This window comes from Pseudomonas sp. MF7453, from assembly GCF_016405455.1.
Classification (GTDB): domain Bacteria; phylum Pseudomonadota; class Gammaproteobacteria; order Pseudomonadales; family Pseudomonadaceae; genus Aquipseudomonas; species Aquipseudomonas paralactis.
The window spans coordinates 388,357-409,004 of the sequence record NZ_JAEKCN010000001.1; the positions used below are offsets into that span (position 1 = coordinate 388,357).

Annotated in this window: 19 protein-coding genes; 15 read left to right on the plus strand and 4 right to left on the minus strand. The window is 62.3% G+C overall.

Annotation, left to right across the window (positions count from 1 at the left end):
* Positions 1-75: 75 nt before the first annotated feature.
* Positions 76-1,860, minus strand: a complete 1,785-nt coding sequence (locus JFT63_RS01940) for an IlvD/Edd family dehydratase (RefSeq protein WP_198843321.1) — start codon at positions 1,858-1,860, stop codon at positions 76-78.
* A gap of 50 nt (positions 1,861-1,910) precedes the next feature.
* Positions 1,911-3,092, minus strand: a complete 1,182-nt coding sequence (locus JFT63_RS01945; protein WP_198843322.1) for a fumarylacetoacetate hydrolase family protein — start codon at positions 3,090-3,092, stop codon at positions 1,911-1,913.
* A gap of 114 nt (positions 3,093-3,206) precedes the next feature.
* Between JFT63_RS01945 and JFT63_RS01950 the strand changes: the two genes are divergently transcribed.
* The 4 genes from JFT63_RS01950 to aqpZ all read left to right on the plus strand — a co-directional run bounded on the left by JFT63_RS01950 (position 3,207) and on the right by aqpZ (position 8,160).
* The gene (locus JFT63_RS01950) at positions 3,207-4,157 is read left to right on the plus strand and encodes a LysR family transcriptional regulator (RefSeq protein WP_057700649.1); all 951 of its coding nucleotides are present in this window, start codon (positions 3,207-3,209) and stop codon (positions 4,155-4,157) included.
* Positions 4,158-4,283: 126 nt separating this feature from the next.
* Positions 4,284-5,864: an aldehyde dehydrogenase (NADP(+)) gene (locus JFT63_RS01955; protein ID WP_198843323.1), complete on the plus strand. Its 1,581-nt coding sequence runs from the start codon at positions 4,284-4,286 to the stop codon at positions 5,862-5,864.
* A gap of 89 nt (positions 5,865-5,953) precedes the next feature.
* Positions 5,954-7,336, plus strand: a complete 1,383-nt coding sequence (locus JFT63_RS01960; RefSeq protein ID WP_198843324.1) for an MFS transporter — start codon at positions 5,954-5,956, stop codon at positions 7,334-7,336.
* Positions 7,337-7,467: 131 nt separating this feature from the next.
* Positions 7,468-8,160 (plus strand): aquaporin Z, encoded by a 693-nt coding sequence (gene aqpZ / locus JFT63_RS01965; protein WP_198843325.1) that lies wholly within the window; start codon positions 7,468-7,470, stop codon positions 8,158-8,160.
* Positions 8,161-8,200: 40 nt separating this feature from the next.
* On the opposite strand, the gene JFT63_RS01970 is transcribed toward aqpZ, so the two are convergent.
* Positions 8,201-9,532, minus strand: coding sequence for an LLM class flavin-dependent oxidoreductase (locus tag JFT63_RS01970; RefSeq protein ID WP_198843326.1), 1,332 nt, complete (start codon positions 9,530-9,532; stop codon positions 8,201-8,203).
* A gap of 1 nt (position 9,533) precedes the next feature.
* Positions 9,534-11,726, minus strand: a complete 2,193-nt coding sequence (locus JFT63_RS01975; protein WP_198843327.1) for a TonB-dependent receptor — start codon at positions 11,724-11,726, stop codon at positions 9,534-9,536.
* Positions 11,727-11,927: 201 nt separating this feature from the next.
* On the opposite strand from JFT63_RS01975, the gene JFT63_RS01980 reads away from it, so the two are divergent.
* The 11 genes from JFT63_RS01980 (at position 11,928) to JFT63_RS02030 (ending at position 20,643) form a co-directional block, all read left to right on the plus strand.
* On the plus strand, positions 11,928-12,968 hold the full coding sequence (locus JFT63_RS01980) for a LacI family DNA-binding transcriptional regulator (RefSeq protein ID WP_198843328.1): 1,041 nt from the start codon (positions 11,928-11,930) through the stop codon (positions 12,966-12,968).
* Between the two features lie 255 nt (positions 12,969-13,223).
* Positions 13,224-14,891 carry a GspE/PulE family protein gene (locus JFT63_RS01985; protein WP_233102189.1) on the plus strand — a complete coding sequence of 556 codons (1,668 nt, stop codon included), beginning with the start codon at positions 13,224-13,226 and terminating at the stop codon, positions 14,889-14,891.
* Positions 14,888-16,084: a type II secretion system inner membrane protein GspF gene (gspF, locus tag JFT63_RS01990; RefSeq protein WP_198843329.1), complete on the plus strand. Its 1,197-nt coding sequence runs from the start codon at positions 14,888-14,890 to the stop codon at positions 16,082-16,084. The genes JFT63_RS01985 and gspF overlap by 4 nt, the downstream gene beginning before the upstream one ends.
* A 20-nt stretch (positions 16,085-16,104) precedes the next feature.
* On the plus strand, positions 16,105-16,515 hold the full coding sequence (gene gspG, locus JFT63_RS01995; protein ID WP_186560940.1) for a type II secretion system major pseudopilin GspG: 411 nt from the start codon (positions 16,105-16,107) through the stop codon (positions 16,513-16,515).
* Between the two features lie 7 nt (positions 16,516-16,522).
* Positions 16,523-16,948, plus strand: a complete 426-nt coding sequence (locus JFT63_RS02000; RefSeq protein ID WP_198843330.1) for a type II secretion system protein — start codon at positions 16,523-16,525, stop codon at positions 16,946-16,948.
* A complete protein-coding gene (locus JFT63_RS02005; RefSeq protein ID WP_198843331.1) occupies positions 16,945-17,277 on the plus strand; it encodes a type II secretion system protein in 333 nt (110 codons plus the stop codon). Before JFT63_RS02000 ends, JFT63_RS02005 begins: the two co-directional genes overlap by 4 nt.
* On the plus strand, positions 17,274-17,882 hold the full coding sequence (locus tag JFT63_RS02010; protein ID WP_198843332.1) for a prepilin-type N-terminal cleavage/methylation domain-containing protein: 609 nt from the start codon (positions 17,274-17,276) through the stop codon (positions 17,880-17,882). The genes JFT63_RS02005 and JFT63_RS02010 overlap by 4 nt, the downstream gene beginning before the upstream one ends.
* Entirely contained in the window at positions 17,879-18,580 is a 702-nt protein-coding gene (locus JFT63_RS02015; RefSeq protein WP_198843333.1) for a general secretion pathway protein GspK, read from the plus strand. Before JFT63_RS02010 ends, JFT63_RS02015 begins: the two co-directional genes overlap by 4 nt.
* Positions 18,577-19,569, plus strand: coding sequence for a type II secretion system protein GspL (locus JFT63_RS02020; RefSeq protein WP_198843334.1), 993 nt, complete (start codon positions 18,577-18,579; stop codon positions 19,567-19,569). The genes JFT63_RS02015 and JFT63_RS02020 overlap by 4 nt, the downstream gene beginning before the upstream one ends.
* A complete protein-coding gene (gspM, locus tag JFT63_RS02025) occupies positions 19,544-20,146 on the plus strand; it encodes a type II secretion system protein GspM (protein WP_186560932.1) in 603 nt (200 codons plus the stop codon). Before JFT63_RS02020 ends, gspM begins: the two co-directional genes overlap by 26 nt.
* On the plus strand, positions 20,143-20,643 hold the full coding sequence (locus tag JFT63_RS02030) for a general secretion pathway protein GspN (RefSeq protein ID WP_198843335.1): 501 nt from the start codon (positions 20,143-20,145) through the stop codon (positions 20,641-20,643). The genes gspM and JFT63_RS02030 overlap by 4 nt, the downstream gene beginning before the upstream one ends.
* Positions 20,644-20,648: the final 5 nt, after the last annotated feature.

The following is a 20,648-nucleotide window of genomic DNA, read 5'->3' on the forward strand; positions in this document are numbered from 1 at the left end:
TACAACATTAGGCATGTCTGCTGGGCTTTTCTGCTTTGGCTTCTCAAGCGGGGCGACTATGCCCTCGCTCGCTCGTCAATGCGAATGCCGCGGCTCACCACTGCGGGCAATCACGCGCAGATGCAGCGTTGCAGGCTCCAGGCACCCACCTGTAGAAAGCTGTCCCACCAGTTGCCGGTACAGTTCCTGCCAGGGTGTCTGGGAGGGTGGGATGTTCGGCGTCCACTCGCCTCGACGTCGGCTCATCTCGGCCTCGTCTATCAGCAGATTCACCGTGCGGGTGTTCAGGTCCACCTTCAGGCGGTCGTTGGTTTTGAGCAACGCCAAGCCACCGCCTACTGCTGCTTCGGGGGACATGTTGAGAATTGACGGGCTTGCCGACGTGCCACTTTGGCGCCCATCACCCAGGCAGGGCAGGGAGTCGATGCCTTGTTTGATCAGCGCAGCCGGAGGCGCCATGTTCACCACTTCTGCACTGCCGGGGTAGCCCACGGTGCCCACCCCGCGGATGACCAGGATGCAACGCTCGTCGATATCCAGCGCCGGGTCGTCGATGCGGGCGTGATAGTCCTCTGGACCTTCAAACACAATCGCCTGGGCCTCGAAGCTGTTCTCTGCGCCGGGTTCGGACAGGTAGGTCTTGCGAAACGCTTCGCCTACCACCGACATTTTCATGATGGCGCTGTCGAAGAAGTTGCCGCTGAGCACGATGAAACCGGCGCGGTGCTTGAGCGGGGTTTCAAAGGGGTAGATCACGTCGGGGTTACTGGTCAGGGTACTGCTAACGATTTCGCCGATGGTCTTGCCGCTGACCGTCGCGCAGTCTTGATGCAGGCGCCCGGCTTTTTGCAGTTCGTGCATCACGGCCGGCACGCCGCCGGCGCGGTGAAAGCCTTCGCCGAGGTACTTGCCCGCCGGCATACAATTGACCAGCAGCGGCACGTCCTCGCCAATCCGTTGCCAGTCATCCAGGCTCAGTTCGACGCCCATGTGCCGGGCAATCGCAATCAGGTGCGGAGGGCAATTGCTGGATGCACCGAGTGCCGAGGCGACGGCGATCGCGTTCTCGAATGCCTCACGCGTCATGATCTGCGACGGCCTTATGTCTTGCAGGACCAGTTCGCAAATGCGCTTGCCGGTGGCGTAAGCCATTTGCCCACGCTCACGGTAGGGCGCCGGAATGCTCGCACAGCCCGGCAATGACATCCCCAGTGCTTCGGCCAGCGCATTCATCGACAGCGCGGTGCCCATGGTGTTGCAGTGCCCCACGGATGGCGAGGCCGCTGTGGTCATCTCCATGAAGCCTTCGTAATCGATCTCGCCGGCGGCCATCAGGTTGCGTGCGTGCCACAGCACAGTGCCGGAGCCGATCAATTCACCCTTGTGGTGGCCGTCGAGCATCGGGCCGCCGGACAGGACAATGGCCGGCAGGTCGGTGGTTGCGGCAGCCATCAGGCAGGCGGGGGTGGTTTTGTCGCAACCGGTGGTGAGGACTACGCCGTCCAACGGGTAGCCGTGGAGGATCTCCACCAACCCCAGATACGCCAGGTTACGGTCCAATGCCGCGGTGGGCCGACGCGATTGCTCGGCGATCGGATGCACCGGGAACTCCATGGGTATACCGCCAGCATCCCGAATACCGGCCTTGACGCGTTGCGCCAACTCCAGGTGATGACGGTTGCAGGGGGTCAGGTCGCTGCCGGTCTGGGCGATGCCGATGATCGGGCGGCCCGATTGCAGTTCTTCACGGGTCATCCCGTAGTTCATGTAGCGTTCGACGTACAGGGCAGTCATGTCCGCGTGGGCAGGGTCATTGAACCATTGCTCGCTGCGCAGGCGACGTTTTGGCATTTCACTCATGATGCTTTTCTCTCTTGTCATTATTGGCAGAATCGACAATCGGTTGGGATTCAGCGGGCGAGCAGGCCACGGGACGCCAGATTGCGCAACAAGGCGCCTACCCCAAATGTCCAGGGGGTGGCGGCACAGCTGTGGGTCACCTGGTTATGCAGGCTACCGAGCAACGGGCTGCTGATGCGAACGCGGTCACCCAGCTTGTGGGTGAAACCGCTGCCGGCCTGATCGCGGTCTTCAGTGGGGGCGAACAGCGTACCGAGAAACAGCAGAAAACCATCGGGGTATTGGTGATTGGCGTTGAGCGTCTGACCCACAAGGTCCTGAGGGTCGCGGCTGATCTGACTCATGGAGCTTGAGCCGTGCAGCCGATAACCGTCTTCGCCTTGTACCTCTAGATCGACCACGCAGGCCCGCACATCATCCAGGTCGAAGTGTTCGTCGAACAGGCGAATAAACGGCCCAATGGCGCAGGAGGCATTGTTGTCCTTGGCCTTGCTCAGCAACAGCGCGCTGCGGCCTTCGAAATCGCGCAGGTTGACGTCGTTGCCCAGGGTGGCACCGTGGATCTGGCCACGGCTGTTCACCGCCAGCACCACTTCGGGCTCCGGGTTGTTCCATTGCGAGCCGGGGTGAATGCCGATGTGGCTGGCGCTTCCCACCGCCGCAAGGATAGGCGCCTTGGTGAAGATCTCCGCATCCGGGCCAATGCCGACTTCCAGGTATTGCGACCACATCCCCCGTTCAATCAGCAAAGCCTTGAGGCGCATGGCTTGCTCCGAGCCCGGTACGATCGAGCGCAGGTTGTCGCCAATTACGCTGCGGACGGTGGCGCGCACAGCTTCGGCTTTTGCCATGTCACCGCCGGCCTGCTCCTCGATCACGCGCTCGATCATGCTGGCGGCGAACGTGACCCCGGCGGCCTTGATCACTTGCAAGTCCAGGGGCGGCAGCAAGTAGGGTTTGGACGGATCAGGAGTGGGGCCCGTGTTGGCGAGCAGCGCTTCGACACTGGCGATGAAGGTGCCGGGCGTCTGCCTTACGGCCTGCAATGGAGATTGCGTTTCCAGCAGGTCGCTCAGGGTCGAAAAACGCTCCGACAGATCAAACACGCCGTCGCTGCGCAGCACTATCGGCGAGGGCCCGGCGATACTGCCTGGCACCCACGCGCGGCCGATCAGGGTGGCGGCCATACCATCGACCGGAAGGGTGTTTTCGGGAGTCAGCAATAACGGCATGGCGAATTTTCCTGGTTCGTAAAGCCTTCACGCTAGGGCGGCGAGTCGATAAACTCCAATGAGATATATTCAGTATTTGATAACGCCAGGTTATTGGTCGCCCAGGGAATAGTCATGTCCGATCTGTCCTTCTCCAGCTTCTGCAGCTGGCTGAAATTCCGTCATCTTGTGTTGATCGATACGTTGGGACGCACGCGCAACATGCACTTGGCGGCGCAACAGATGAACCTCAGTCAGCCGGCCATCAGCAAGATGCTCAAGGAAATCGAAAGCCTGCTCGGCTTCGCCTTGTTCGAACGATTGCCGCGCAGCATGCCGCCGACGGCCCTTGGTGAGCATGTGCTGCGTTATGCGCAGATAGCCTTGAACGACGCGCGTTCGTTTGTCGAGCAAATCAGCAGCCTGCGTGAGGGCGGTCACGGCTCCCTCAAGGTCGGCGGGATTTTTGCCGCAACGGCGGCGGCTTTGCCCGAAGCGGTCCTGCAAATCAAACAGCGCTGGCCGCTGCTTTCGATTGAAGTGGTGGAGCAGACCAGTAACCGCCTGATGGAGATGCTTGAAGAGAAGCAGTTGGATCTGGCGGTGGCCCGGTTTACCGATCAAAGCCAGCAGCGACGCTATGACTTCGAGGCCTTGGCCCCCGAACCGTTCTCGATCGTGGTCAACGGTCGTCATCCGCTGGCGGACGCCGGCCCGCTCTCGTTGCAGCAATTGGTGGACTTGCCGTGGATTCTCTATCCGGTCGGCACGCCGATTCGTGGCCGCATGGAACATGCCTTTGCCGAAGCCGGTGTCGGGATGCCACGTAACACCATCGACACCATTTCCATGCAAACCTTCCTTCAGGTTTTGCAGCGCGGGCCCATGATCGGGATGCTGCCCAGCGCCATGGTCAACCCGCTGCTCGAAAGCGGCCAATTGAAGACGCTCGATACCCCGCTGCATTTGGTGCCGCAGGACTACGGCATCCTCACGCGCAAAGGCGAACCACTGATAGGGGCGGCGCTGGAGTTCGCCGAAATACTCAAGGAAAACGCACGTCTGGCCAGGGATCAGCCCGATTGAGCGGCACAAATTGATGATTGCTGCGATAACGTATCGTTATCGGATAATCAACAAATGCCATTGGGAAAGAATCGATTGGCGGCAGTAGAGTACCGACCAGATTCCCATCTGGGTCAGGAGACTGTCATGCCCAAACTGTCCGGACACAACTTTATCGCCGGTGGTCGCAGCGCAGCCGGGTCGGTGTTGCTGCACAGCGTGGACGCTACAACCGGGCAACCACTGCCCACAGGTTTCGTCCAGGCCACGGTCGAAGAGGTGGATGCCGCAGCCGTGGCGGCCGCCCAGGCTTATCCCGCCTTTCGCAACTTGTCGGCCCTGCGTCGCGCGCACTTTCTGGAGGCCATCGCCAGTGAACTGGACGCCTTGGGCGATGACTTTGTGGCCCTTGTCTGTCAGGAGACTGCGTTGCCGGCGGCACGTATTCAGGGTGAACGATCCCGTACCAGTGGTCAGATGCGCCTGTTCGCCAAGGCCCTGCGTCACGGCAGCTTTTACGGCGCGCGTATCGACTTGCCGCTGCCTGCCCGCCAGCCCCTGCCCCGTAGCGACCTGCGCCAGTGCCGCTTGGGCCTGGGCCCGGTAGCGGTGTTCGGCGCGAGTAATTTTCCGCTGGCATTCTCCACCGCAGGCGGCGATACCGCTGCCGCGCTCGCCGCAGGCTGCCCTGTTGTGTTCAAGGCCCACAGCGGGCACATGGCGACTGCAGAACGGGTGGCCGAAGCCATTATCCGGGCCGCCGAGCAGACCGACATGCCCAAAGGCGTGTTCAACATGATCTTCGGTGCCGGTGTGGGTGAAGCCCTGGTCAAGCACCCCATGATTCAAGCCGTCGGCTTTACCGGTTCGCTCAAGGGCGGCAGGGCGCTGTGTGACATGGCGGCCGCGCGCCCGCAACCGATCCCGGTGTTTGCCGAGATGAGCAGCATCAATCCGGTAGTGGTGTTGCCAGAAGCCTTGCAGGTACGTGGCGAGCGTGTCGCGACCGAGCTGGCGGCTTCGGTGGTCATGGGGGCAGGTCAGTTCTGTACCAATCCTGGCTTGGTCATCGGTATTCGCTCGGCGGCATTCAGCCGCTTCGTGCAAGCGCTCAGTACATTGCTGGCCGATCAGCCGGGGCAAACCATGCTCAATGCCAATGGCCTGCGCAGCTATGTCCAGGGCTGTGAAGCCTTGTTGGAGCATCCGCAGATCACTCATTTGGCCGGGAACGTACAGCAGGGTAATCAGGCCCGGGCGCAGTTGTTCCAGGCCGATGTCGAGCTGCTTCTGACAGGCAGCGTCTTGCTGCAGGAAGAAATCTTCGGTCCGGCCACTGTGGTGGTGGAAGTGGCTGATCGGGCCGAGCTGTTGGCGGCCTTGCAGGGGTTGCGGGGCCAACTGACAGCCACCCTGATCGGTGAGCCGGCTGAACTTGAGCAGTGCGCCGACCTGGTGGCCGTGCTTGAGCAAAAAGTTGGGCGAGTGCTGATCAACGGTTACCCGACCGGGGTAGAGGTTTGCGATGCCATGGTCCATGGCGGGCCTTGGCCGGCGACGTCCGATGCCCGTGGCACCTCGGTAGGCACCTTGGCCATCGATCGGTTCCTGCGGCCGGTGTGCTACCAGAACTTCCCCGATGGCTCGCTTCCCGATGCCTTGAAGAACAGCAATCCCTTGGGGCTGATGCGCCTGGTCAACGGAGAGCACACGGCCCAGCCACTGTAATAACGGCAGCACTGCCGGATGAGTGCTCATTCGGCTTGACCCATTCGATAAAAATAATCAGGCATATCCATATGCCCAGGGGTTACCTCATGCAAACCATATCCGAGCATTTGCCCGCACAGGCGTCATCTCGCGAACTCGACTTTGAAAACCAGACCTACCGCAAAGTCATCCGGCGCATCCTTCCCGTCCTGCTCTTGTGCTACGTGGCGGCCTACCTGGACCGGGTCAACATCGGCTTTGCCAAGCTGGATATGCTCAATGAGCTGCAGTTCAGCAATACGGTCTATGCGTTGGGCGCCAGTATGTTTTTCTGGGGGTATTTCCTCTTCGAAGTCCCCAGCAATCTGCTGCTGCATCGCTTCGGGGCACGGTTCTGGATCGCCCGCATCATGCTCAGTTGGGCAGTGATCTCCATGGCGGTGGCCTACACCGTGCCACTGGCTGGGTTCTTCGGTATCCAGTCAAGCAGCATGTTTTATGTGTTGCGCTTTCTTCTGGGGGTGTGTGAGGCCGGCTTCTTCCCCGGCGTGATTCTGTACCTCAATTATTGGTTCCCAACGCACCGGCAAAGTCGCGTGATGTCCGGCTTCCTGATGGCCATGCCGATCAGCCTGACACTGGGCGGCATGTTGTCCGGTTGGCTGATGAACAGTATGCAGGGCGTGCACGGCCTGTCGGGCTGGCAGTGGATGCTGATCATCGAGGGGCTTCCGTCGATCATCATGGCCTTCATCGTGATCGTTTGCCTGGCCGACAACATCGACAAGGCCAAGTGGCTTTCAGCGGCGGAAAAAGCCCTGCTCAAGGCCAACCTGCAAACCGATAACCACGGCAAGGCAACGCGCTTGAGCGAGGTGTTCTTCAACCCGAAGGTGTGGTTGCTGGTGTTGATTTTGCTGACTTTCAACACCGGCTTCTACGGCCTGGCGTTCTGGATGCCCTCGATTATCAAGAGCAGCGGTATCACCAACAGTTTGCACATCGGCTTCCTGACCGCCATACCCTATGCGGTCGCCACGGTGGTGATGCTGCTCAACGCTCGACACTCCAACCGTACCGGCGAGCGGCGCTTGCACGCGGCCATTCCTGCCTTTATCGGTGGGGTCGGCTTGATCTTCAGCGCCTTCTTTGCCGACAACCTGGTGTTGTCCGTACTCTTTTTGAGCGTCGCCGCCTCCGGGATTCTCAGCCTGATGCCGATTTTCTGGACCCTGCCGGGGACCTTGTTGTCGGGCGTAGCGGCTGCAGCCGGCATCGGCATGATCAACGCCATCGGCAACCTGTCGGGGTTCACCGGGGCGATGATCACTGCCGTGGCCGAGAACCTCACCGGCAACATCAACAATGGCACCTATGTGTTGGCCCTGTGTCTGTTCGTCAGTGGTGGGCTGATCCTGGCGATCCCTGTGTCTATGCTCGGCAGAACGCCGAAAGCGGCAGCTACCACAGGGGCGCTGGAAACCGCCTAGATATGCACAGGGGAGAGTGCCTTGCTGGCGCGTGTTCATATGTGACATGCGCTAAGGAAATTTCCCACATCCAAGACCCATGCCCGGTTGTTAGGCTCCAACTCTTCGACCTTATTTCAAGGAGTTTCCTGATGACAAAACGTCTAGCCGCCGAGTTCTTCGGCACGTTCTGGCTGGTTCTGGGCGGTTGTGGCAGTGCCGTTCTGGCTGCCGCTTTCCCTGAGCTGGGCATTGGCTTTGTCGGCGTGGCATTGGCATTTGGCTTGACGGTATTAACCATGGCCTACGCCGTCGGCCATATTTCCGGCGGTCATTTCAATCCGGCGGTCACTCTGGGTTTGCTCGCCGCGGGGCGTATGGGTGGCAAGGACGTACTGCCCTACATCCTCACTCAGGTTCTGGGTGCGATTGCAGCGGCCGGGGTGTTGTACCTCATCGCCAGCGGCAAGGCCGGGTTTGATGTGTCGGCGGGGTTTGCCACTAATGGTTATGGCGAGCACTCTCCAGGTGGCTTCTCGTTTCTGTCAGTGGTGGTGAGCGAGTTTGTACTCACGGCGTTTTTCCTGCTGATTATCCTGGGTGTTACCGATAAAAAGGCGCCGGCCGGTTTTGCGCCGCTGGCCATTGGGTTTGCGCTGGTCTTGATTCACCTGATCAGTATTCCGGTGAGCAACACATCGGTTAACCCGGCGCGCAGTACGGGCGTAGCACTGTTTCAAGGCGATTGGGCGATGGCTCAGTTGTGGGTGTTCTGGGTGGTGCCTTTACTCGGTGGTGTGTTTGGTGGGCTCGTGCACCGGTTCGTGTTGGCGACAAAACAGTAATCGCCCAGGCCACCTTTGCTCGGCGCGCGCACCGTGTTCTTCATGATTGAGCCGTCTTGTAGCGGCTGACCGGGCGCGCCAACCCGAGGTTTTCACGCAGTGTGGTGCCTGTGTATTCGCGCCGAAACAAGCCACGCCGCTGTAGCTCGGGAACGATGAGGCGGGCAAAATCCTCAAGCCCGCCCGGCAGGTGCGGCACCAGAATATTGAAGCCATCCGCCGCGCCTTCTTCGAACCAGCGCTGCAACTCATCGGCGATCTGCGTGGGCGTGCCGATCACGCTGTAATGACCGCGTCCACCGGCAATGCGTCGGCCCAGTTGCGCCAGCGTCAGTTGTTCGCGCTGGGCCAGTTCGCTCAGCAGTTGCTGGCGGCTGCGTTGCCCGCTGTCGGTCAAGGGTAATTCGGGTAGCGGCCCATCCAGCGGGTAGCCGGACAGGTCGAAATTACCCAACATGCGTCCCAGCAACGCGACGCCCACCTCGGGTTCCACCAGCGCCTGGAACGCTTCGAATTTGGCTTGGGCCAAGGCTTCGGTTTGCCCGACCACCACGAACATGCCCGGCATGATTTTCAGCGAATCGGCCTCGCGTCCGTATTGGCCCAGACGCCCCTTGAGGTCGCGGTAAAACGCTTGAGCCTCGGCCAGCGAAGTCTGTGCGGTAAACACCACCTCGGCAGTCTGCGCCGCCAGTTCGCGGCCGGTCTGCGAAGAGCCGGCCTGTACGATCACCGGCTGGCCCTGGGGCGAGCGCGCCACGTTCAGGGGGCCTTTGACCTGGAAATGCTCGCCAACATGATCCAGCACATGGCGTTTATGCGGGTCGTAATAACGGCCGCTGGCCTTGTCGCGCACGAACGCGTCGTCGTCCCAGCTGTCCCACAGGCCCGTCACCACCTGATGAAACTCCCGTGCGCGGCTGTAGCGTTCGGCGTGGCCCAGGTGTTCGTCGCGGCCGAAATTCAGCGCCTCGGCGGCATTGTCCGAGGTCACCAGATTCCAGCCTGCACGGCCACCGGACAGATGATCCAGCGAGGCAAATTTGCGCGCCACATGGTAGGGCTCGTTGTAGCTGGTGGTGGCGGTGGCGATCAGGCCGATATGCTCGGTCACCGCACTGAGTGCCGAGAGCAGGGTGAGCGGCTCGAAATGATCCGAGCGCGCCATCTGGCTGGCGACCTCACCGGTGGCGGCGGCAATGCTGTCGGCCACGAACAGTGCGTCGAACTTCGCCGCCTCCGCCACCCGTGCCACATGCTTGTAGTGGGCGAAATCCAGCCCGGCATTCGCCGGTACATCGGGGTGGCGCCAGGCGGCCACGTGGTGCCCGGTAGCCATCAGGAACGCGCCGAGTTTGAGTTGACGGCTCATGTTAGAAATCCTTGCGCAGTTGCACGCCGAAGTAACGTTCATCGTCACGGGGCACGGCGCGGTAGATGTAATTGCCGCCGCTGGCCAGCAGCGGTGAGTAGGATTTGTCGGCGAGGTTCTTCGCCAACAGCGCCACGCGCCAGCCGTTGGTGTAATCGGCCAGGGCCACGCTGGCGTTCCAGATGCCGTAGGCGCCTTGCTTGGTGTCCAGGTTCTGGCTGATGTCGTACTGCACTTCGCTCTGCCAGCTGTAGTCGGTGCCCAGTTCGACATCCAGGCCGTTATCCAGGGGGATGCTGTAGTCGGCGCGCACGTAGCTTTTCCAGTCCGGGCTGAATGGCAGTGGCTTGCCATTGACATTGCAGGTCGCCGCCGCGCCCGCCGGGCAGGAAAATTCATCGATACGCGCTCGGGTATAGGCCAGGGCGCCGGAGAGCTTGAGTTGCCGGGTGGCCTGCAACGCATAATCGAGCTCGACGCCTTCGGTGCTGACGCTGCCGGCGTTGATCAGGCGCGTCACCACCTGGCCGGCGACGGTGTCAAAAAAGTTGGCCTGGTAATTGTCGTAATCACTGTGGAACACCGCCAGGTTGGTGGTCAGGCGGTTGTTCCACGCGGTGGCCTTGATCCCGGCTTCCCAGGTGTTGGAAGTCTCCGGCTTGAGCGCCTCGGTGTCGCGCGGCTGCATGTTGAAGAACACGTTGTAGGCCGGGCCTTTATAGCCCCGCGAGTAGGTGAGGTAGCTGGTGACGGTGTCGCTGATGTCGTATTGCACGCCCAGCCGACCGGACCAACCGTCCTCGTCTACCGAGCCGGAACTCGACGTCCCCGGTTGAATGCCGCTGACGGTGGTGGCAGAGGTGGACACGCGGCGGTGGTCGTACTTCAAATCGTCATGGGTATAACGCAAGCCGGCGATGCCACGAAAGCGCGAGGTGAAGTTGAGTGTGGTCTCGCCGAACGCCGCGTAGCTGTCGCTGGTGGTGCTGTAGTCGGCGATGCCACGGTCGGTGCGCGTGGTGGAAGTGAGGGTGCGCTGATAGGTTTCTTCGTCCTTGCCATGCATGTAGAACAGGCCACCGACGTACTCAAGCAATTCACCTTTGGGCGATGCCAGGCGCAGCTCCTGGGAATACTGGTCGAACGCCAGGTCGCCTTTGTCGGCGGTGCCGGGGAAGGCGGCGGTGACGGTGCCGAGGCGGTCGCCGTCCTGGTATTGGGTGTTGTCCCAGCCGCGCCAGGCGGTGATCGAGGTCAGGGTGTAGTCGCCCAGGTTCCAGTCCAACTGTGCCGACAGGCCCTTGTTGGTGTCTTGCACATGGCTGCGGGTATCGGTGTTGATATCGCGGTTGTCGCTTGAGGCGCGCACCGGCCTCAAGGCATTGCTGAACGCCGGGTTCAGGGACTTGCTGACCACACCATTGGGCGCGTCATCGTGGGACTGCATGTAATCGGCGATCAGGGTCAGCTTCACGTCGTCGTTGGGCGTGAACTCCAGCTTGCCGCGAACGCCCTTGTGGTTGTAGCCATTGACCTCCTGGCCGTTATGGCGGTTGTCGACGTTGCCGTCGTAGCTGCCGAACAAGGTGCTGATCGAGCCCTTGAGTACCTCCGGTACCAGGCTGCCGCCGATGCCGAAGCGCGTGCGGCTTTCATTGCCGCTGTAGAACGATTGATCGATAAACCCGTGGGTCTGGGCCGTCGGCGCCTTGCTGGTGATATTCAGCACGCCGGCCGAGGCGTTCTTGCCGAACAGCGTGCCTTGCGGGCCGCGCAGTACTTCGATGCGCTCAAGGTCCAGCAGGTCGAGGGTGGCCTGGCCGGGGCGTGCATAGACCACGCCGTCGATCACCGTGGCCACAGTGGGCTCCACCCCAGGCGAGGTAGAAATGGTGCCCACGCCGCGCACGAACAGTGAGGTGTCCTTGTTCGACGCGCCGGTGCGAAAGTTCAGTGACGGTACCTGCTGCGCGATGCTCGCCAAACCGTTGCGGTTATCGCGCTCCAATTGTTCGCCATCAAGCACCGAGACGGCCACCGGGACTTTTTGCAGCGACTCTTCGCGGCGGGTAGCGGTAACCGTTACGGATTGGAGCGTGGGCTCTTGCTCGTCAGCTGCAACCGCGCCGCACACGGGCAAGACGCAGAGGCCAGCCAGGAGCAACAAAGGGGTGTGCCGTGGAAAGTTATGCATGCTGTGCCCGCTCGAAAAAATACCCTGGTCCGCTGCGGTTCTGCGACCGTCAGCGCTAGTGAAAATGTCTTGGGCATTCGCTCGAGCGAGTAGCAGACACTGCGCCTTGTTAGCGCTAACATCGGCATTATTGAAGGCACGGCTTTAGAGCGTCAAATACTAAAAAATTAGTTTTATATTCCTTTTTCATAGGTCTATTTCGTGAGCGAACTCCCACCGCGCAAACGCCGGGGCGCCGGACGCGTCACCCTAAGTACCGTGGCACGCCAGGCCGGGGTGTCGGCGATTACTGTGTCGCGTTACTTCAACCAGCCGGAGCAGGTCTCGCCCGAGCGCCGCGAGCGTATCGCCGAGGTGGTGGCGCAATTGGGGTATGTGCCCAATCTGGTGGCTGGTGGCTTGGCCTCTGCGCGAGGCAAAATCGTCGCGATGGTGATTCCGAATATCTCGGGGCCGATCTTTGCCAATACCTTGCAGGGCTTCAGCGACACCCTCAGTCGCCATGGCTACCAGCTGCTGCTGGCGTCCAGCTATTTCAGCGTCGAGCAAGAGGAAAGCGCAGTGCGCGCCTTTCTCGGTTGGTCGCCGGCCGCGCTGGTGCTGACCAGCCGCTTCCATAGCCCAGGCACGGAAAAGATGATCGCCGAAGTGGATATCCCAGTGGTGGAAACCTGGGACTACGTGCCGGAGCGCGAGCCGCTACAAGTGGGGTTTTCCCATTACCAAGTCGGGGTCACTGCTGGGCGCTACCTGCATGGCAAGGGCTATCGGCGTATCGCCTTCGTGCAGAACAGCGCGGCGGGCGACTTCAGCGCGCTGGAGCGCCGTGATGGTTTTACTGCGACCCTCAGAGAGCTAGGTGTGCAGCCGTGGGTCTTCGTCCCCGACGCCGACCGTGCGCCTTTCGAGGCGGGCAAGCAGGCCATGGAGGCGCTGATGGGGGAGGTGATCAGGCCCGACGCGATTTTCTTTGCCAACGACAACCTGGCTGCCGGCGGCTTGCTCGCCGGCCAACGCGCCGGGCTAAGCATCCCCCGGGACTGCGCCGTATTAGGCTTTGGCGATTACCCCTTCGCACAGATGTTGCTGCCCAGCCTCAGCACGATCCAGCCACCGGCCCTGCAGATTGGTGTATTAGCCGCCACCCGCGTTCTGCAAAGTCTGGGTGTATTACCGATTGAGGGCGAAGTTGCACGCTTGAATCTTTTGCACTGTCAGTTAATTGAAAGGGAAAGTACCTAGTCATTACGGAGTATGGCTAAGTGCAACTAGTGGCTATTGGCTGCTAACGCTATAAATCAATGTATTTGGCAATGTTTTGTATTTAATTTCCCGCCAGCCGGAACTAGAGCTATAACTTCCAGTCGATACCCCCGGCTAACTCCTGCATCGGCTGTGGCGAACTAATGGCATTGTTCGGTAGTTCCAAATAGCCATACTTTTCGCAACGTTAGATATTCCTCAATGATGTCGCCAGCCCCCATTGATGCTTGCAAGATGCACATCCCGCACACCGACCAGGTGTGCGCGTGGCTGATGCAGCACGCCGGGCTGAAAACGCTGGATCTGGAACGCGCCCGACGCTTATCCCGGGACCCTCTCGACCTGCTGGGTTTACTCACGCGCCTGGGGCTGGTGTCGGAAATCGAACTGGCCCGCGCCTGGGCCGATCTGCTGGCTGCGCCATTGCTGCCGGTCGACGCTGCGCCGCCGTTGCTTGACCCGTTGCCCGTCGTGACTGAGCGCTTCCTGCGTCACTACCACCTGGTGCCCATGGGCTGGGACGAGGGCGGCCTGCGCGTGCTGGCTGCCAACCCGACGCAGTTGTATCCGTTTCAGGCCCTGGCCTATGCCTGCCAAGCGCCTGTCTGGCTGGCCATCGGCGCGCATACCGATGTCGAGAGCCTGATCGAGCGTTACTACGGCCAGGGCCGTTCGGCCATGGGCACGCTGATCGAAAACCTTGATGAGCAGGGCGGCGCCCTCGAAGATATCGAGCACCTCAAAGACATGGCTTCCGAAGCGCCGGTGATTCGCCTGGTCAACCTGATCCTGCAACGCGCCGTGGAACAACGCGCGTCGGATATTCATATCGAACCTTTCGAAAACCAGCTCAAGGTGCGCTACCGCATCGACGGCGTGCTGTACGACGCCGAAGCGCCGCCCGCCAGTTCGTCGGCGGCGGTGATCTCGCGGGTGAAGATCATGGCGCGCCTGGATATCGCCGAGCGGCGCCTGCCCCAGGATGGGCGCATCATGCTGCGCATTCAGGGCAAGGCTTTGGATTTGCGGGTGTCCACGGTGCCCACCAGCTTCGGTGAGTCGGTGGTGATGCGCCTGTTGGACCGGCAAACCGTGCAGTTCGACTTTCCCTGCCTGGGTTTTGACGGCGAGCGCCTGGCAGCCTTCCTTGATCTGCTGGAGCGGCCCCACGGCATCCTGCTGGTCACCGGGCCCACCGGTTCGGGCAAAACCACCACGCTTTACACCGCCTTGTCGCGGCTCAATACCGCTGAACGCAAGATCATCACCGTGGAAGACCCGGTGGAATACCAGCTTGAAGGCATCAACCAGATCCAGGTCAAGCCCGCCATCGGCCTGGACTTTACCGCAGCGCTGCGCGCCATCGTGCGTCAGGACCCGGACGTGATCATGATCGGTGAAATCCGCGACCTGGAAACGTGCCGCATTGCCGTTCAGTCTTCACTCACCGGCCATTTGGTGCTCTCAACCCTGCACACCAACAGCGCCGCCGCGAGCATCACGCGCTTACTGGACATGGGCGTGGAAAGCTACCTGATCGCCTCCACCGTCAGCGGCATTCTCGCCCAGCGCCTGGTGCGGCGCCTGGACCCGGCCACGCGGGTTGCGTTCCAGGCGCCGCCTGCGCTGATCAAGGAGCATGGCCTGGATCGCCTGACCGAGCAGCGCCCGATTTTGCTGTATCACGGCGACTACCATGGCCGTAGCGCCCTCACCGAATTGCTGGTGATGAACGACGAGTTGCGCGGCCTGCTGATGGCCCACGCCGACGCCGCCACCCTTGAGCAGGCCGCGCGCCGCGGCGGTTTGCGCACCTTGTATGAAGACGGCTTGCGTCAGGCGCTGGCAGGTGTCACGTCCCTGGAAGAAGTGCTGCGTGTTACCCGTGGAGAGGACGCGTGAGGTTGTTCAAGTTCCGTGCTCTGGACAGCCAGGGCGCCGCTCAGAGCGGTACGCTGCAAGCTGCCGACCAGGCTGCCGCTGTCGCCGTCTTGCACCAGCGTGGCTGGTTGCTGTTGCATATCGAAACGGCGGGCAGTGCCTCGCTACGTCGGGTCCGCGGGCCGTTGAAGGGCGCAGCGCTGGTGAGTTTCACCCAGCAACTGGCGACGCTGCTCGGCGCCGGTCAGCCCCTTGAACGCTCGTTGAACCTGCTGCTCAAACAACCCGGCCAACCTCAGGTACAGGCCTTGATCGAGCGTGTCCGCGACCAAGTCAAGGCCGGCAAACCGCTGTCGGCGGCGCTTGAGCAAGAGGGCGACACGTTTTCACCGCTGTACCTGAGCATGGTGCGCGCCGGTGAAGCCGGTGGTGCGCTGGAAGACACCCTGCGCCAACTCAGCGACTACCTGGAGCGCAGCCAGCGACTGCGCGGCGAAGTAATCAACGCGTTGATCTACCCGGCGTTTCTGGTGGTGGGCGTACTGGGTTCCCTGGCGCTGTTGCTGGCCTATGTGGTGCCGCAATTTGTGCCGATTTTTCAGGATCTGGGCGTGCCGATTCCGTTGATCACCCAAGTGATCCTGGGGTTTGGCGAATTTTTGTCGGCTTACGGCCTGGTGCTGTTGGCCGGGTTGGCGATCAGTGCAGGGATCCTGACGGCGCGCCTGCGCGAGCCCGGCCGCCGCGAACGCTACGACCGCCACCTGCTGGGCATCCGTGTGGTCGGCCCGCTGCTGCAACGGGTGCAGGCCGCACGCCTGACCCGCACCCTCGGCACCTTGCTCAGCAATGGCGTGGCATTGCTGCCCGCGCTGGTGATCGCTCGGCAGGTCTGCAGCAACCATGCATTGCAGGCGCAAGTGGCGTCGGCGGCGCAACAGGTCAAAGGCGGCGGCACCCTGGCGGAGGCGTTTGGCAGCCAACCGCTGTTGCCGCAACTGGCTCTGCAAATGATCGAAGTCGGCGAACACGCCGGTGAACTGCCGGGCATGTTGCTCAAGGTCGCCGACATTTTCGACGTCGAGGCCAAGCGTGCTATCGACCGCCTGCTCGCTGCGCTGGTGCCGAGCCTGACCGTGATCATGGCGGTGCTGGTGGCGATCATCATGCTCGCGATCATGCTGCCGCTGATGAGCCTTACCAGCCATATATGAACCTTCATGGAGTGGAATCAATGAGAACCAGGCACCGCCAAAACGGCTTTACCCTGCTGGAAATGCTCGCGGTAATCGTGCTGCTGGGCATTGTCGCAACCATTGTGGTGCGCCAGGTCGGCGGCAATGTGGACAAGGGCAAATACGGCGCGGGCAAGGCGCAGTTGGCGAGCTTGAGTATGAAGATCGACAGCTACGCCCTGGATGTGGGAGCGCCGCCCAACACCCTGCAACAGTTGCTTGAAAAGCCCGCCAATGCGGCCAGTTGGGCGGGCCCCTATGCCAAGCCTTCGGAGTTGAAAGACCCGTTCGGCCACGGGTTCGGTTATCGCTTCCCCGGCCAGCACGGCGCCTTCGACCTGATCTTCTACGGCCAGGATGGTCAACCGGGCGGCGAGGGCTACAGTGCCGACTTGGGTAACTGGGAATAACCCGCCCATGAGCCAGCGCGGCTTTACCTTGCTGGAAATGCTGGTGGTCATTGTATTGATCGGCATTACGGCCGCGTTGTTGGGGCTGGGTGTGCGCCAGGGGCTGCAAGTGGCCCAGGAGCGGCGCGTGGTGGGGCAGATGGTCGAGGCACTGCACGCCACGCGGGCGGGTGCGATCGTCAACGGCCAGGCGGCGCGTACCGAATTCGACCTGCAACGCCTGACATTTCGCGCCCCGGGGCGCGCGCCGCAACACTGGCAGGCACCGTTGCAGGTAACGTTGCACAGTGCCGAGCAGGCGGGCGCCGCCGTGGTGTTCTACCCCGATGGCAGTTCCACCGGCGGCAACCTGCTGCTGGCCAGCGGCGCCCGGCGTTGGCGTATCGACATCGGCTGGCTCACCGGTAGTGTGCAGTTCAGGGCGCTGCCATGAAGCATCAGGCCGGTTTTACCCTGCTGGAAATGCTCGCGGCCCTGACACTGATGGCGGTGTGCAGCAGTGTGTTGCTGGTTGCCTTCGGCCAGAGTGCGCGCTCGCTGGCCCAGGTCGCCCACAGTGACCGGCTGACCCAGGCCGCGCTCACGCTGTTGGACCAGGAAACGGCCGGCCCATTCAGCGAAGGCGCCTGGCAGGGCGAACTCGATGGTATCCATTGGCAATTGACCAGCACCCGGCAACAGCCCCATCTGTTTCGTCTGGACCTGAGCCTGCGCGAAGGCGCGCATCAGGCCCGCTTCAGCACCTTGAAGGCCCGCCTGTGAAGCGCCGCGAGCAGGGCTTCACCTTGCTGGAAATCCTCGTGGTGCTCAGCTTGCTTTCGATGTTGTTGCTGCTGGTTAGCGCCGCTTTGCTGGGTGCCAATCGTGCGGTGGCCAAAGCCCAGGGTTACACCGCCAGCCTGGATGAAATGCGCGCCGCTCAACAGTTTTTACGCACCGCGATCAGCGAGGCGTTGCCCCTGGACATCACTGAAGACGACAGCCAGGCCGAGGGGTTTTTTATCGGCACGGCTGAACGCGTGCAGTTTGTGGCGACCTTGCCCGGGGTGCTCGGCGGTGGCATCCAGCGCTTTACTCTGCAACGGGTAGAGCAGGATGTTCAGGTGACTTTTTCGCAATCCGAGTCAGTTGCCAACGCCCAGCTCGCTGAACCGCAGGTGTTGCTGCGTGACGTCCAAGCGCTGCAATTGAGCTATCGCGGTGTATCGCCCTTGGGTCAGCCCACCGGCTGGTTGGGCGCATGGCCCTGGCCCAGGCGCTTGCCCGCCGCAGTACGCATCAACGCCAGCGTCAACGGGCCGGTGCCGTGGCTGACCCAAGTGATTGCCCTGCGCCTGAACCTCGGCAGCGCGAGCAGTGACCAGTGAAGCGCCAACGCGGAGCTGCGCTGTTGCTGGTGCTATGGGCACTGGCCTTGCTCAGCCTGTTGCTCGGCGGCTTGGCTGGCTGGGTGCAACTGCAAAGTCGCCAGGCCCTGTGGTATCGCCAGCACACCCAGACGCTCCTGGCCGCCGAAGCCGGTATTGCCCAGGTCATGGCTGATCGGCACTGGGTGGCGGACGGACGTGTCATCAGGCTGACCTTCGACGACGCCCGCCTGCAGGTGCGCCTGCGCAGTGAGCGCGGCAAGCTGTACCTGGTTAACGCCGACCCCGAAGACTGGCTGCGCCTGGCCCTGGCTTGCGGCGCTGATCCGGCCCAGGCCCGGCAACTGGTGCAGGCGCTTGAGGCTCGGCGCCATCAGGGCCTGGCGCCGTTTCGGGTGCTGGAAGAAGTGCGGCAACTGCCCGGTATGACCCAGGCGCTGTATAGCCAATTGCTGCCGGAAATCACCTTGTGGAGCGACCTGGATCGACCCGATCCGGCATTTGCCAGCCCCTTGATGCGCAAGGCGTTAAACCTGCCACGTCAAAACGCCGAGGGTGCCGACCCCGGCCAGGTGCTGGAAATCGACAGCCGCGCCGAGCGCCCCGGCGGCTATCAGGCACGCCTGCAACTCACCGTCTTATTAAGCCCAGCGGAGGACCGTGCACAGCCCTATCGGGTGGTGCGGTGGCAAGAATGAATCGACTTGAACCTATCGCCCGCCAGTGGCGCGGCAGTCTGTTGCAACAAGGCTGGCGCCTGTGGCTCACGGAGCTGCGCGGCTGTGTGCCGAGTTGGCTGGCCCTGCAAGAGGCGCCTGAACAGGTGCATCACTGGCCGTTGACGGCGCCGGTTGTCCCCGGCAACGCCCGCCAGGTGCTGATGCTCGGCCCTGATGTGGTGCTGCAGCAACGCTTGCAATTGCCCCTGGCTGCCGCGCGCAACCTCACGGTGGTGGTCGGCTATGAACTGGACCGCTACACCCCGTTCGATGCCGAGCAGTTGTACTTCGTGGCGCGGCAGGAGCAACGCACATCCACCCATCTTGAGGTCACGCTGGTGGCGATCCTGCGCGAGCGTCTGGATCGGATTCTCAGCGACTGCGCTGCCCTCGGGCTGCACCCCCATCGCGTCGATGTGGCGGGCCTGGGCGTTGACCTGCTGCCGGCACCCTTACGCCCGCGCCAACGCCGCACCGGCAAGGATTTGCAGCGCAGCCTGCCATGGCTATGCGGCGCTTTGCTGATCGCCGCCATGTTGCTGTGGCTCAACGACCGCCAACGCGTACTCGACGCCATGCACACCACCGTGCAGGAGCAAAAAGCCCAGGTCGCCCAGGTGCACGCCCTGCGCCAGCAACTGCTCAATACCCGCGGCGCGGCGCAGTACCTGACCCAGCGCAAACTCGCGCAACCGCCCCTGGCTGCGCTGCTCAATGACTTGACCACCTGCCTGCCCGCCGACACCTGGCTCGACCAATTGGACGTCAAGGGCACTGAGGTGACGCTCTCTGGCCAAAGCGCCAAGGCCAGCGGCCTGATTACTCGCATCAAAGGCTGCCGACGATTGGACAATGCCCAATTCGAAGGGGTCATTCAACCCGATGCGCGCACCGGCAAGGACCAGTTTGCCCTGCGCGCCCATTTACGCCCGGAGGCCGCCGATGCACCGACCCCTGACGCCCCGTGAACGTCGCGGCGCAGCCTTGTTGCTCCTGGCTGTGGTGCTCGGCGCGGCCTACTGGCTGTTGATCGACAGCTGGTTCGCCGGCCCGCTGCGCACCATGGGCGAACAGGCCCAACAGTTGCGTGAACAGCAGCAACGCTACGCCAGCGTGTTGCGCCAGGGCGATGCATTGCGCGAGCAGCTTGCGCAGGCGCGGCAAGACCCGGCCAGCAGCGCCAGCCTGTTGCCAGGCGATGACCCCGATGTGGTCGCCGCCGACCTGATGCAGCGCCTGGCCGACCTGATCAACAGCCACGCCAACCTTGGCGGCGGCTGCACCCTCACCCAGCGCAAGCCCATCACCACCGAACAGGACGACAGCGAGCCCTATCGGCAGGTCAAGGTCAGCCTCACGCTCAACTGCGCCATCGAACCGCTGACCGCAATCTTGCACGCGCTGGAATACCAGCCGCCGTTTCTGTTTGTTGATGAGTTGCGCATTCGCCGCAGCAAACAGGCACCGGCCACGGGTGGTGCGGGCAAGCTGGCGGTCCAACTGCTGGTGCGTGGCTACCTGCAACCGGCGCGGGTGGCGCCATGATCGGTGCACTGCGCCCCCTGGAGTGGGGCTTGCTCGGCTTGGCCGGGCTATTGGGCGTGCTGATGGCGGTGATCCTCAGCAGCATCGGTGATCAACCACGATGGTTGCCGCAAGCGCCTGTGACGTCGCAGCCTGCCGTCACTGTGCAGACCGCACCGGTGCCAGCGTTGCAAGCACTCGCCAGCACCTGGCAGACGCCGCTGTTCAGTCCCGATCGACGCCCGGACAGCGTGGTCGGCAAGACCCAGGTGGCGAGCCTGGCCAACCTGACCCTCAGCGGCATCATGATCACCGGCAACCTGCAAATGGCCATGCTCAAACAAGCTGGCGGCCCACCCCTGACGGTGCGCCTGGGCCAGACGCTGCCCAACGGCTGGCGCCTGGAACACCTGACCCCGCAATACGCCCGTTTCGCCCTCAACGGGCGCACCCAGACCCTGAGCCTCTATGGCAAGCGGTTACCCCTGATTTCCCATCCCCGCGAGCCCCTCCCTTGATCGAT